The following is a 13006-nucleotide window of genomic DNA, read 5'->3' on the forward strand; positions in this document are numbered from 1 at the left end:
TGTCGCAGCGATCGCCTATCGTTCAGCTAAGCATCCACCTATACAACTAACGCTTAAAAGTGGCGGGAAATAGTTGCGGGATTGTTGAGAGAAAAACCAGCTCCACCTTTATTGGCGGAACTGGTTTTCTTTCTTACAGAGCAAATTTTTCAATAGCTTTTGCCACACCATCCAATTCATTCGTATCTGTTATGAAATCTGCAGCCTTTTTAATCGCTTCTTGGGCATTCCCCATGGCGACTCCTACTCCAGCTTCCTGGATCATCTTCATGTCATTCAGACTATCACCGACAGCCAGGACGTTTTCCATCTCAATCCCTATCTCGCTGCAGACAAATTGAAGTGCCTTTGCCTTGCTTACTCCCTGTGGATTGACTTCGATATTCGTCGGCAATGAATTGGTCATTTCCAGCCCATCCATAAACGAGAGTTCCTTGACCATTTTATCCAAGGTCGCCTCATCAAATGAATTACAGCCGAATTTGAGCCATTCATAATCATAAAAGTTCTCCGGCCTTTCTGCTCGGAAGACACGTTCTGTGGAGATCATCCACATGTCCAACTGGAGACTCTCGCCAATTTCCCACATTTTCTCGATTTTCTCTGTTTCCAACAGATGCTGCTTCAGCAACTCTTTCTCCACTGTCCAGATCTGCCCGCCATTGGCAGTAATCAGATAAGACTCCAATTTCAATGATTCTGCGTATGGATAGCAGGTGATGAATCCTCTCCCTGTACTGAGAACGACATGAATATCTTTCTCCAACGCTTGTTTGATTGCACTTTTTACTGATTCTGTCACCTCGTGCTCATGGGTCAGCAACGTGCCGTCCATATCCAGGGCGATGAGTTTAATATCCGGCATAATTAGCTCCTCCTCGATGTTCGGTTCCTATTTTTCTTCCTATTAATGACCTTTCATGCAATGCTTGAGATTTTATTTGAACCTCTCATGGCAGCAAGAACGCACGGCCAAAGCATTGCGTAAATATAATCGGCTTATCTCGTTATATGTATTGACTGAAAAGATACAGCTCATGTAAAAATTCTCTCATTCTCCGGAGTCGCTCCTGGGCATCTTCAACCGATATGGAATAGAAGCTGATTTCCCCACCAGGAGCCAATTGGGCAACGTTAGGGATATCTGCACTGGTTATTGTACCGATACGTGGATAGCCTCCGGTTGTTTGTCGGTCAGCCATTAAGATGATCGGCTGCCCATTGCCAGGGACCTGGATGCCTCCAAACGGCACGGCATCCGACCAAATCTCAGCATCCTCTCGGACCTTTATCTGCTCAGAACGCAGCCTATATCCCATCCGGTTGGAATTGGCCTCCACTCGATGGATCGTATGGAAAAACGTCTCCCTGCCAGCACTTGTAAAAGCCTCTGTATGAGGACCTTCGATGACTGCTGTCCGAATGGAATTTCCATAAACAGGGATATGCTTTCGGGCCAATCCGATGCCTTGTTCGCGAGGTTGCGGATATCCATTAAGCTTATCCATTTTCTTCAACAGGCTACCTATTCCGATGTTCCCATCTACCGAACTGCTCCCGAGGTATTCAGGAGCATCAAAACCGCCAGAAACCGCAATATAAGCCCTGGAACCTGATCGGTATTTGCCAAAAGACAATCGATCTCCTTCTTTCATTCTTCGGGTGGACCACATTTCGGTTGGGCGACCGTTCAGCTGTGCTCCAAGGTCGGCGCCTGTAATCACTATGGTAATATCCGTACATGCAATCAATTCGGGCCCCAACAGTGTCACTTCCAATGCAGCCGTTCCAGGAGGATTCCCTGCTAAAATATTGGCGATCTGCAATGCGAATGGATCCATCGCCCCTCCTGGCGGTACACCATAACGCTGAAAACCTGTCCTCCCTAAATCCTGGAAGGTTGTGTACATTCCAGGTTTGACCACTTTGAATATCTCCCTGCTCTGCATTGCAGTTCCTCCTTTGCTATAGCTTCCGACGTTAAAAGAGAGCGCCACCTGTCAGGGAGAGCCAGGGCTTGCTACCTTTATTTCCTTCTCATGAAGCGATCTCCACAGACCGTGGACAAAATGAACGGCATGGGGGCCATCCCCATGTACACAAACAGTATCCGCTTCCAGTGTTACCATCTCCCCGTTCACTGCCTCTACTACTCCTTCATTTACCATCCGCTCCACCTGTTGTACTGCTGCCTGCTGATCGGTGATCAATGCATCCGGCCTGTTCCTTGGTGTGAGGCTACCGTCTGCTAGATACGTGCGATCAGCGAACGCTTCCGAGACAGTCTTCAATCCAGCCTCATTCCCTGCGCGGATGAGTTCACTTCCAGGCAGACCATACAAGATAAGATCGGAATCCACGTCATATACTGCTTGGACTATCGCCTCAGCCAAACTCCGGTTGCGAGCTGCTTGGTTATACATGGCCCCATGCGGTTTGACATGTTTCAATGGAACATGGTTAACATGACAGAAGGCTTGCAAGGCTCCGATTTGCTGAATTAGCATCCGGTATATTTCGCCTGGAGAGTATTCTATCGCTCTCCTGCCAAACCCGGCAATGTCAGGATAGCCGGGGTGAGCCCCGACAGCCACTTTTTTCTCTTTTGCGAGCTTTATCGTCCTGTCCATCACATCCGCATCCCCTGCATGTCCTCCACAGGCGATATTTGCAGAAGTAATATAATCCATCAATTCTTCGTCGGCACCGATGGTATAAGGTCCAAAGCTTTCTCCCACATCACAATTCAGATCAATCCGTAGCATTTCCTTCACTCCCCTCTGTATGCACTACATATGTGCCCATTTCTACTTGTTCTTCCACTTGCTTGAATTCCAACGCTGAAATGCTGAAAAATTTCACCCGATCTCCTGCTTGAAGGAAGAAACCCTGTTTTCCCTTTTCTAATTGGAATAATTTCAATGGCGTCTTACCGATCAGGTTCCAGCCACCTGGTGAAGCTATGGGATAAACGCCAGTCTGTCCATGTGCAATTCCTACCGACCCTGGATCGATCTTCGGCCTCGGTTCTTGCAGTCTTGGCGTTGCAATGCGCTGATCAAGACCACCAAGATATGGAAAGCCAGGGAGAAAGCCGAGCATATAGATAAGGTATTCTGGCTGCTGATGAATCTCTATGACCTCTTCCGGCTGCAATCCATTCTCCCTTGCTACCCGGTAGAGATCCGGCCCAGAGTCACCTCCATATTGAACCGGTACATGGATCAGACGGGACTCTATCCCAGCTTCTGGGATTTCACCCGCTCCCACTTCTGCAATATTTTGCTTCATTTCCCGGTAACCGATGTAATGGGGATCATAATAGACTGTTACTGATTGATAAGCAGGAACCCATTCAATCACACCACGGATGGCAGCTTCCTCCAGTTTTCTGCAAAATCCGCGGATATTCGCATTCATTTCTTCTGATATCTCACCTGGAAAGCCGACCCTTACAGCAGAATCACCTACAGCTTGGATTCTCATCTTCACACCCTCTTTTACTCTTCAACATAATAAAATAGTATCATAGTTTTCAGAACAGATACGAGCATATCGATGAAGATTCGGAAAAGGGTTCAATGGAGGTACTATGCGTTGTCCAGTACATACCTATCCCTACCTGCTCCCATACCGAAGAGCATGATGGCAGTAGTTACCCCGATCAATGTCAGCAGCGGATAATTCCAACTTCCTGTCAGGTCATAGAGATAACCTATCAATATCGGACCGACTGCCGCCAACACATAGCCGATCGACTGTGCCATGCCTGACAACTCTGCAGCATTTCGCGCCGTCTTGGACCTCATACCGAGAAAAGCCAAGGCCAGTGCGAAGCTTCCACTGAGTGCTATCCCGATAAGAATGGTACAGATTACCATCACTGTATAAGAACTGCCGACCATCAACCCTCCATAGCCGACAGCAGAGATAGAACAAAGCACAATTACGACACCACGTTGTGATTTGAACTTTCCCGCAATTACCGGCACCAAGAAACTTGATGGCAGGCCGACAAATTGCATGAAAGACAGCATCCACCCTGCTGTTGCCATGCTAACTCCGTAGGCATGCAGGATTTCAGGCAGCCAAGAAATCGTCACATAGAAAAGAAAAGACTGGAACCCCATAAATCCAGCCACCTGCCAGGCAAGCGGTGATTTCCACATGCGATTATCCGAAAGATCAACGGCACTCATGGTCATCTCTTTGCCTGCTTTATCTTTCCGCGCTATGTAAATCCACAGGAAAATTCCTATGATGGCAGGAGTGGCCCATACCAGTAATGCAGTCTGCCAACCAAGTCCTAACCCAGTTGCAAGTGGGATACTAAGACCGGAAGCTGTAGCAGCAAATATCCCCATGGCGGTTGAGTAAATGCTCGTCATCAAGGCAACCTTTGCCGGAAACTTCTCCTTGATCACACCAGGCAAGAGGACATTGCATATGGCAATACCTATCCCGATCAATAAGGTACCGATAAAAACAAATAACATGAATGAAACCGAGCGGATGCTTATGCCGACAAACAGGACGAATAACCCTAACAGCAGGGTACGCTCATTGGTGAACCTATTTCCAAGTTTCGGAGCCACCGGGGAAATGATTGCGAATGCTACAAGCGGAAGGCTTGTCAACAAACCGGCACTCCAGTTGGAAAGCCCTAAGTCATCGCGGATCACTCCCATCAACGGTCCGACCGAAGTGATTGCTGGACGTAAATTGAACGCCACCATAATAATGCCAAGAAACAGCATGAACCGATATAAATCTACTTTTTTCTCATGACCATCCTCTATTTCCAAGCTACCGACTCCTTTCTCAACACTAAATATTAATATAGCACAAGGCTACACAAATGAAAAAAGGATGACATCATCAGCCATCCCTAACCGTTCTATAGATCACGATACATAAACCCAAAGCGTGTCGCATGTTCCATTTCGTCTGTCATTGCATGGAAAAACACGTCCCTGACTCTTCCATCCTGTGTAAGCAGGTAATTATCCCTGTAAAACTCATAAGCTTCTATTTCATCTTCGAATGCTTCACGTATACCTTCCTTGAATCCGGATATCTGCTTTTTTCTCGTTCGGTATTTGGGGCTTTTGCCTGATAATGCCCTATAAAGGTCGACAAACATTTCCAAATGCAGCCTCTCGTCCTCCAGTACATGTTCCACCTTTTCCTGTGCCATTCTGCTCGGGGCTGTTTTCCTGAGTCTTTCATAGAAGTCGATGGCTCTGCTTTCTCCTTCCATGGCCCTCAGCAATGCCTCCAACAGCTCTGTCTGCTGTCCATTTGCACGCATATATGCCTCATATCCACTATGATAATATGACGGATGCATGTAATAATACATATTCATTCTCCTTTCACATACACATAGTTACTATATGAGCAGCAAGGATATCTGTTCATCTACCCACTTGCCAGAAGAATGGCCTATTGCCCAGGAAATAAAATGACAATAGCCAGCTTTTTTCGCCATGCTGTGCAGACATATATCTTTTATTCTTGAAAAAGAACAGAATATGGTATAATGTAGGTAAAAAGATGCATAAAATAAACGGGCCACAGATGCAGCTGCGGCCCCCGAGATAAGCGGTTCCTTGAGAGGAATCGGCAGTCAGTCTGATAGGCCCCTGACGTTACCAATACACAGGGCCTATTTTTTATTGATCATTCGAATCACCAGTGTCAACAAGGCAATCAGGAAAGTACCAAAGGTGAACATCAGCGTGATTACTTCGAACGTGTTCAACTGTATCACCCCCTCCCCTATCACGAAGGGTTGGCCGACAACTCCCTAGGAACATTACCATGTGGCAAGTATATCATAAAAACACATAAAATAGAACGTTTGTTCCCTTTCAATCCATTCACCTGATCCTTATCGGTCTTTAAGCATAAAAAAAAAGCCTGCATATGCACGCTTAACCGACTCTCCAAAAGAGACAATTTCTGATCCTCCTCCTTAGCAGAGGTTCCACCCTATCAAATTTCATTTCCAGTTTATCTATATCCTTGTATAAACTGTCCAAATCACTTCCTGCATGCTTCACCTTTGCTTCCAAATCATTCAATAGTTCGTTCATCTGCTTGCTGTTCGTTTTTATCTGTTCTATCTCTTGCGACATTCTATTGCAATTGTGAAGCAGGTCTTCTATGTTTTCTCTATTCAAATTGACCCTCCTCATCCCCCATCAACTTATTTAAGATTATCACAAACTTACTTTTTGTAACAAGGGCATTTTGCATTATCTTACCCGATAAAATAGGTAAATGTGACCGATATTTACAAGAAAATCACTTCAAGTTTCAGGTGATGATAAGGGGCCTGCCTGCAACCGTAAAAAGAGGGCACCCTGTTATGAGGTGCCCTCTTTTCCTCTATTTTATTTGTTTTGATCGTGAAGGATGTTTCCTGCCAATGCATACAGTACGGCATAGGTAACAAAGTGGGAAGAGTTGTCATTCGTGTCCTGCTGTGGGTAGACTTCCACATAATCCATCCCACGGATACCCAACTTGGCAAATTCATGGACGAGTTCTAGCAGTTCAAATGAAGTGAGGCCGTTGCCATCGACCGGCCCGCCTGGATTGAATGCGAAATCCAACACATCACTGCAGATACTCAGATATACTGCTTCTGTACCTTCACTGGCGATATCATACGCTTTTTTCGCCAGGTCCTCCAATTGGTTCGAGTTGCCCGCTTTCCGGACATCCCTGACCGAAATGGTAGTGGCCCCTACTTCTTCTGCGTATTTGCCAGTTTCCGGTTTGTTTCTCGGTCCATGTATGCCCATATGCACGATGCTTTCATTTCTCACACTTTCACTTTCATAAATGCGATGGAATGGGGTGCTCCTTGCATAGAGGTCCCCTTCGTAATCCGGATGGTTGTCATAATGGGCATCAAGATGGATGATTCCCACCTGGCCATCCACTTCTTCACTCAACGCCTTGACAATCGGATACGTAATGCCATGGTCTCCCCCGAAGGCCACCGGGAATTTACCAGTTTTCCAAACATTGGAGGCGAAGCTTTCAATCCTGCGCATGGTCTCGACTGTGTCAGCAGGAACAACGTCAACATCACCTAAATCACCCAATTTATAGTGTTCCAGTACATCCATGCCGTCCAATTCCGGCAGATAGCCGGAATAACGGGCGGAACTCAGCCGAATGACTTTCGGGCCAAGTTCGGCGCCTGTATAATCACCCCATGTCACTGCACCTTCCCATGGTACTCCATATATAAGGACATCTCTATCTTCTAAATTATTATCCGATATGCTCACTTTTTTTCCGCCAAGATAGCAAGGCGTATTTCCATAGATTTTTTCGGTCATTTCTATCACTCCTTGATTATTTAACGCCGGCAACTTTGTCGTATTCATCTTGGATTTCTTTTGTAGGCCCTTTTCCAAGCAGGCTTACCAATACAATGACAAGGCTGGAAAGTACAAATCCTGGTACCATTTCATACAACGCCGATCCGGTCAGCGGCCAGAGGAACACTGTAACACCACCGACAATCAAACCGGCAACCGCTCCATTACGTGATGTTCTCCGCCAGAACAGGGAAAACAAAATGGCTGGCCCGAAAGTAGCCCCGAATCCTGCCCACGCATAAGAAACAAGATCAAGTACTGAGCTGGTTTCATTCCATGCGAGCATCAATGCAGCCACTGCAATGACCAGAACAGAAATTCGTCCTACCCATACTAATTCCTTATCACTTGCCTGCTTACGGAAATACCGCCGGTAGAAATCCTCCGATAAAGCACTGGAAGAAACAAGCAGTTGGGAATCGACAGTACTCATGATTGCAGCCAGAACTGCTGCAAGGAGAATACCCGCAATCCACGGATTATAAACGACTTGGACAAGCTGGATGAATACCTGCTCTGAGTCAGCCAGTGGTTCGTTAAAGGTTACTATTCCCAGCATACCAACAATCAACGCCCCGTACAAGGGAATTACCAGGCCTAGAGCTACACTGATCAACCTTGCTTTTCTTACTTCTTTATGGGACTTGATTGCCATAAAACGTGCCAGAATATGTGGCTGCCCGAAATAGCCAAGCCCCCATGCCAGAGCAGAAATAATGCCGACTGCGCCGATAGCTCCAGCAGGCTGCCACAACCCTCCATCCGCCCCGTCGTAGGAAGTGGCTGCGAATGCATCAACAAGGCTGCCGCTGATGGAACCGAGCTGGTTAAAGAGTTCTCCGAATCCGCCGATTTGCACAATGCCGTAGATGGATGTGAATAATAAGGCGGCAGACATCAAGACACCCTGAATCAAGTCGGTGATACTTACTGCCAAGAATCCTCCAAGAAATGTATAACCAACGATGATGATAGCACCGACCGTCAATGCGATATGATAATCAATCTCAAAGGTCCCTTGAAACAACTTCGCACCCGCTACAAGACCAGATGCAGTATAGAAAAGGAAAAATGATAAAATAAATACAGCAGAAATCACTCGTAACAGATGAGAGTTATCCCGATATCGGTTTTCCAAAAACTGCGGCAATGTGATCGAATCATTGGAGTAAGCTGTATAGATTCGGAGCCGTTTTGCTACGTATTGCCAATTGATCATTGCACCGACTGCCAGACCAATAGCGATCCACAAGCTCCACTGTCCAAGACCAGCAGCATATGCAGCACCAGGCAGTCCTATCAGGAGCCAGCCGCTGAAGTCACTCGCAGACGCAGAGAAAGCGGCTGTCCAGCTTCCCAGTCTCCGTCCGCCCAATACATAATCAGATAATGTATTGGTCATACGATAGGTGATAATCCCGATGGCAATCATCATGATCAAATAGAAAGCAAACGTAATTAATGTCGGGTTCATGAATCATCACGCTCCCTCTCTGTAAAAAAGGTGATCAATGCCCATACAACCAGCAAGGGCATTGGGACGATAAACCAGAAAGCAGACCAAAAGTCAATTGTCACTTGTTCCATAAGACCCCTCCTATTTTTCTATCTTTGATTAAAGCGCTTTCTTACCTATACATATTACCATTACATAGGAAAAATTAATACTAATAATTAATAATTGTCAGTCTTCTGCACCATTCCTTATGCCCTACTATGTAAAATAAAATTACATTAATTGGTATCTTTGTACGATAGACTATTTTACCTATAACGATTATCTTTATATTAATGTAAACGAATTCATAGAAGATTCAGTCTATGAAACTACTAAACAAGGAGGCTATATATGTTTAGGAAAATCGCCAATTCAATGCTTACATTCCTTTTCGCCCTTGCCTTGATGGCTGGGAGTATCGTTCCCGTGACAGCAGGAAAGGATGTACACCCTCGCTTTCAATGGGGAAAGCCTGGTCCTTCTTCTTCTGTCGTTCATCCCGGGTCTATACGCGGAGCAGGCATGCTGAAAGGGCCGCTACAAGAGATTGACCCTGTCATCGAAAGACATATCGAACAGGGGACGATGCCCGGTGCAGTGACACTGGTTGCCAGGAAAGGCCATATTGTACAGCATGAAGCATATGGACATGCTTACCTCTATGAAGATGACCAAGGCAATCAGACAGACGACCCCCTCCCCATGAAGAAAGACAGCATCTTCGACCTAGCTTCAATCAGCAAGATTTTCACCTCTACCGCAGCGATGATCCTGTATGAACAAGGTGCATTTGAATTGGACGACCCCGTTGCCGAGCATCTTCCCGAATTTGCCGCTAACGGGAAAGAAGATGTCACCATCAGACAGCTCATGACCCACACATCCGGCTTCACCCCATGGATACCACTTTATACGATTGGAGACAGTCGTGAAGATAGGATCCAGCATGTTCTGCACTATCCATTGGAAAACGCTCCTGGCACCACCTACACTTATAGTGATTTGAATATGATCACCCTTGGTGTGTTAGTAGAAGAACTGTCCAATCAACGTCTGGACCAATTCGTCCGTGAACGTATTACCAGCCCGCTTGGTATGACCGACACGATGTACAACCCTCCGGCAGAATTACACGACAGGATAGCTGCCACGGAATATCAACCAGGAATAGGGCGAGGACTTGTCCATGGAGAAGTACATGATGAGAGTGCTTGGTCGCTTGATGGTGTTGCTGGACATGCAGGTGTATTTTCTACTGCAACAGACCTGGCTAAATTCGCCCATATGTTTCTTCAAGATGGAAGCTATGGAGGAAAGCAGATACTTCAGCCTGAAACGGTCGAACTTCTTACCGAAAATCAAATACCCGAGTTCCCTGGTAACGAACATGGGCTTGGTTGGGAGTTGATGCAGGGCTGGTATATGGATGGGTTATCCGATTCCCAAACGATTGGGCATACTGGGTATACAGGAACTTCCCTGGTAATCAGTCAACAAAATGATACGATTGCTATTCTGTTGACAAACCGAGTGCACCCTTCCCGGAACACGGTATCCACTAATCCTGCCAGACAAGATTTTGCCGGTCTGGTCGCTGATTCCATCCCAGTCGATATTCCGAAAGGGACAGACAGCTGGTTCTCCGGGTATGGTGATGATTTAAGTCGGACATTGACCGCTGAAATGGATGTTCAGGGAGACGCCACCCTGACTTTCAATACGTGGTACAACATTGAGAATCATTATGATTACGGGAAGGTTGAATTCTCCAAAGATGGGGTGAACTGGGAAGAACTGGACGGACCGTATACCGGTGCCAGTGATCACTGGTTGCATAAAGAGTTTCATCTTCCACATGATACCAATCATATCCGTTTCACCTATCAGACAGATGGTGGCGCAAATGGACGCGGCTGGTACCTCAACAATTTGCAGATAACGGATGTTTCCGGCAATCCCATCCCATATAACATCAACACCAATGAATGGACACAACGTGACTACTAATAAGGAGGAAGCATATGAAATCTGCACGAACGTCTGCATTTCTTACCCTGGCATCGGCAGTATTATTGATGGCTCCATTTGGAACAGCCATTGAACCAGCCAAAGCAGCAGACAGCCAGGCTGCCAATAAGTTGATGATCCTTCAAAATGTTCCCGAAGCAAGTGTAGAGGTAGAAGATGGCCAAATTGATCTGACAGCATTGAATATACAGGAAGATGGCCACTTCACTTCCGTTTCCGAAAATCTTGCCTGGCAGTCCAAAAATGAGAATGTCGCTACGGTGGACAAGGACGGGACGGTCACCTTCACCGGGCAGAACGGGCGAAGTTTTATCACGGTCAGTGATGGTTCCTCCACTGACAGGATTGCCGTTCATACAAAACCATCTGGACAGATGGTAATCAAGCAGAAGGGCAGCGATTATGACTTGATTGATCAAGCGATAGACAATATGACACTGAACGAAAAAATCGGCCAAATGCTCATGCCTGACTTCCGTACATGGAACGGGCAAAACGTGACCGAAATGCTCCCTGAAATTGAACGAATTGTCCAGAAATACCATCTTGGCGGTGTCATTTTGTTCAGAGAAAATGTCGTAACCACTGAACAAACCGCAAAACTGGTGGCAGCCTATCAAGAAGCAAGTGAGAAATATGGTTTATTGATGACCATTGATCAGGAAGGCGGGGTGGTAACAAGACTCCAGTCAGGTACTGATATGCCAGGGAATATGGCCCTTGGTGCAACAAGGTCTGAAGAGCTTACCGAACAAGTGGGACGAGCCATCGGCGAGGAGCTACAATCCCTCGGCATCAACATGAACCTGGCCCCTGTCATGGATGTCAATAACAACCCGGATAATCCAGTCATAGGTGTCCGCTCCTTTGGCGAATCACCGGAGCTTGTGGCAGACCTTGGCATTTCTTATACGCAAGGACTCCAGCAAGCAGGCGTGGCCACTACAGCAAAACACTTCCCGGGACATGGAGACACATCTGTCGACTCCCATCTCGGCCTTCCAGAAGTTCCGTATGACAAGGAGAGGCTTTCCGAGGTGGAACTATATCCATTTCAAAAAGCAATGGATGCAGGTATCGACGCGATTATGACTGCTCATGTCACCTTTCCGAATATCGATGATACTAAAGTAGTTTCCCAAAAGGACGGTTCAGAAATCTCCTTGCCAGCTACCCTATCCCATAAGGTTCTTACTGGACTGATGCGCGAGGAAATGGGCTTCGATGGTGTGATTATTACAGATGCCTTGAATATGAGAGCCATCAGTGATCACTTTGGTTCGGTCGATGCAGTCAAACGGGCGGTAAAAGCAGGGACGGATATCATCCTGATGCCGGTGGGGCTGGAGGAAGTTGCCGACGGTTTACGCGAAGCAGTGGAAGACGGGGAAATCAGTGAACAACGAATAGAAGAATCGGTAGCACGTATTCTTGAACTGAAACTGAATCGGGGAATCCTCAAAGAAAAAGATCCGGCGTCAGTGGAAGCAAAGATAGCCGAAGCAGAAAACACAGTAGGTTCCCAGGCCCATAAACAGGTAGAACAGAGGGCAGCAGAGCAGTCAATCACTTTGGTTAAAAATGACGACGTCCTGCCGCTGGACCTTTCATCTGACGACCAATTGGCCGTGGTTGGAAACACCTTTAGCAGCAACCTGCACGAAGCAGTGAAAGACTATCATGGGAACACAGCATTGATTACAAGCGATGGGCCTCTCACCAAAGAGGAATTGGAAGAATTAGAGGGGATCAAAGCCATCATCGCGGGCACTTACACCTATAATGTGGCTGGCAGAAGCCCGGACAGCAGCCAAATGAGACTGGTCCACCAATTGATAGAGGAACTCGAAGTACCGGTGATCGGCATCGGCATCCGCAATCCATATGATTTGATGGCATACCCGCAAATTGATGCGTATCTTGCACAATACGGCTTTCGCAATGCAAGCTTCCAAGCAACAGCTGCAACCCTATTCGGAGACAATCAGCCATCAGGAATGCTGCCGGTGACCATACCGGATCAAGAGGGAAATGTACTGTTTGATTATGGACTTGGTCTATCATATTAAGGGGGAGAGTT

General features: G+C 46.6%; 12 protein-coding genes. 2 read left to right on the forward strand and 10 right to left on the reverse strand.

The window, feature by feature from the left end; all coding sequences use genetic code 11:
• Positions 1–133: 133 nt before the first annotated feature.
• The 10 genes from ACFOGI_RS14865 to putP form a co-directional block, all read right to left on the reverse strand.
• Positions 134–865 carry a Cof-type HAD-IIB family hydrolase gene (locus ACFOGI_RS14865; RefSeq protein WP_390274224.1) on the reverse strand — a complete coding sequence of 244 codons (732 nt, stop codon included), beginning with the start codon at positions 863–865 and terminating at the stop codon, positions 134–136.
• 142 nt (positions 866–1007) lie between these two features.
• Complete coding sequence (locus tag ACFOGI_RS14870; protein WP_390274226.1) at positions 1008–1949, reverse strand: 5-oxoprolinase subunit C family protein; 942 nt, start codon at positions 1947–1949, stop codon at positions 1008–1010.
• Positions 1950–2000: 51 nt separating this feature from the next.
• The gene (locus ACFOGI_RS14875; RefSeq protein WP_390274228.1) at positions 2001–2765 is read right to left on the reverse strand and encodes a LamB/YcsF family protein; all 765 of its coding nucleotides are present in this window, start codon (positions 2763–2765) and stop codon (positions 2001–2003) included.
• Positions 2752–3486 (reverse strand): 5-oxoprolinase subunit PxpB, encoded by a 735-nt coding sequence (gene pxpB / locus ACFOGI_RS14880; protein WP_390274230.1) that lies wholly within the window; start codon positions 3484–3486, stop codon positions 2752–2754. The genes ACFOGI_RS14875 and pxpB overlap by 14 nt, the downstream gene beginning before the upstream one ends.
• A gap of 104 nt (positions 3487–3590) precedes the next feature.
• Entirely contained in the window at positions 3591–4757 is a 1167-nt protein-coding gene (locus tag ACFOGI_RS14885; RefSeq protein ID WP_390274297.1) for a CynX/NimT family MFS transporter, read from the reverse strand.
• A gap of 140 nt (positions 4758–4897) precedes the next feature.
• The gene (locus ACFOGI_RS14890) at positions 4898–5362 is read right to left on the reverse strand and encodes a ferritin family protein (RefSeq protein ID WP_390274232.1); all 465 of its coding nucleotides are present in this window, start codon (positions 5360–5362) and stop codon (positions 4898–4900) included.
• A 306-nt stretch (positions 5363–5668) separates the two neighbouring features.
• Complete coding sequence (locus ACFOGI_RS14895; RefSeq protein ID WP_390274234.1) at positions 5669–5764, reverse strand: putative holin-like toxin; 96 nt, start codon at positions 5762–5764, stop codon at positions 5669–5671.
• Positions 5765–5936: 172 nt separating this feature from the next.
• Positions 5937–6185, reverse strand: a complete 249-nt coding sequence (locus ACFOGI_RS14900) for a hypothetical protein (RefSeq protein WP_390274236.1) — start codon at positions 6183–6185, stop codon at positions 5937–5939.
• A gap of 213 nt (positions 6186–6398) precedes the next feature.
• Positions 6399–7358 (reverse strand): agmatinase family protein, encoded by a 960-nt coding sequence (locus ACFOGI_RS14905; protein WP_390274237.1) that lies wholly within the window; start codon positions 7356–7358, stop codon positions 6399–6401.
• Positions 7359–7374: 16 nt separating this feature from the next.
• Positions 7375–8874 carry a sodium/proline symporter PutP gene (gene putP / locus ACFOGI_RS14910; protein ID WP_390274240.1) on the reverse strand — a complete coding sequence of 500 codons (1500 nt, stop codon included), beginning with the start codon at positions 8872–8874 and terminating at the stop codon, positions 7375–7377.
• Between the two features lie 375 nt (positions 8875–9249).
• On the opposite strand from putP, the gene ACFOGI_RS14915 reads away from it, so the two are divergent.
• Positions 9250–10905 carry a serine hydrolase gene (locus ACFOGI_RS14915; RefSeq protein WP_390274243.1) on the forward strand — a complete coding sequence of 552 codons (1656 nt, stop codon included), beginning with the start codon at positions 9250–9252 and terminating at the stop codon, positions 10903–10905.
• Between the two features lie 14 nt (positions 10906–10919).
• Complete coding sequence (locus tag ACFOGI_RS14920) at positions 10920–12995, forward strand: glycoside hydrolase family 3 protein (protein WP_390274245.1); 2076 nt, start codon at positions 10920–10922, stop codon at positions 12993–12995.
• Positions 12996–13006: the final 11 nt, after the last annotated feature.

The organism is Virgibacillus xinjiangensis (assembly GCF_042643145.1).
GTDB lineage: Bacteria > Bacillota > Bacilli > Bacillales > Amphibacillaceae > Virgibacillus_O > Virgibacillus_O xinjiangensis.

What these genes read in the sequence shown, in the direction of transcription:
- pxpB (WP_390274230.1), bottom strand. Translation starts at nt 3,486, where the DNA reads ATGAGAATCCAAGCTGTAGGTGATTCTGCTGTAAGGGTCGGCTTTCCA.
- putP (WP_390274240.1), bottom strand. Translation starts at nt 8,874, where the DNA reads ATGAACCCGACATTAATTACGTTTGCTTTCTATTTGATCATGATGATT.
- ACFOGI_RS14865 (WP_390274224.1), bottom strand. Translation starts at nt 865, where the DNA reads ATGCCGGATATTAAACTCATCGCCCTGGATATGGACGGCACGTTGCTG.
- ACFOGI_RS14875 (WP_390274228.1), bottom strand. Translation starts at nt 2,765, where the DNA reads ATGCTACGGATTGATCTGAATTGTGATGTGGGAGAAAGCTTTGGACCT.
- ACFOGI_RS14905 (WP_390274237.1), bottom strand. Translation starts at nt 7,358, where the DNA reads ATGACCGAAAAAATCTATGGAAATACGCCTTGCTATCTTGGCGGAAAA.
- ACFOGI_RS14885 (WP_390274297.1), bottom strand. Translation starts at nt 4,757, where the DNA reads ATGCTGTTTCTTGGCATTATTATGGTGGCGTTCAATTTACGTCCAGCA.
- ACFOGI_RS14890 (WP_390274232.1), bottom strand. Translation starts at nt 5,362, where the DNA reads ATGTATTATTACATGCATCCGTCATATTATCATAGTGGATATGAGGCA.
- ACFOGI_RS14870 (WP_390274226.1), bottom strand. Translation starts at nt 1,949, where the DNA reads ATGCAGAGCAGGGAGATATTCAAAGTGGTCAAACCTGGAATGTACACA.
- ACFOGI_RS14920 (WP_390274245.1), top strand. Translation starts at nt 10,920, where the DNA reads ATGAAATCTGCACGAACGTCTGCATTTCTTACCCTGGCATCGGCAGTA.
- ACFOGI_RS14915 (WP_390274243.1), top strand. Translation starts at nt 9,250, where the DNA reads ATGTTTAGGAAAATCGCCAATTCAATGCTTACATTCCTTTTCGCCCTT.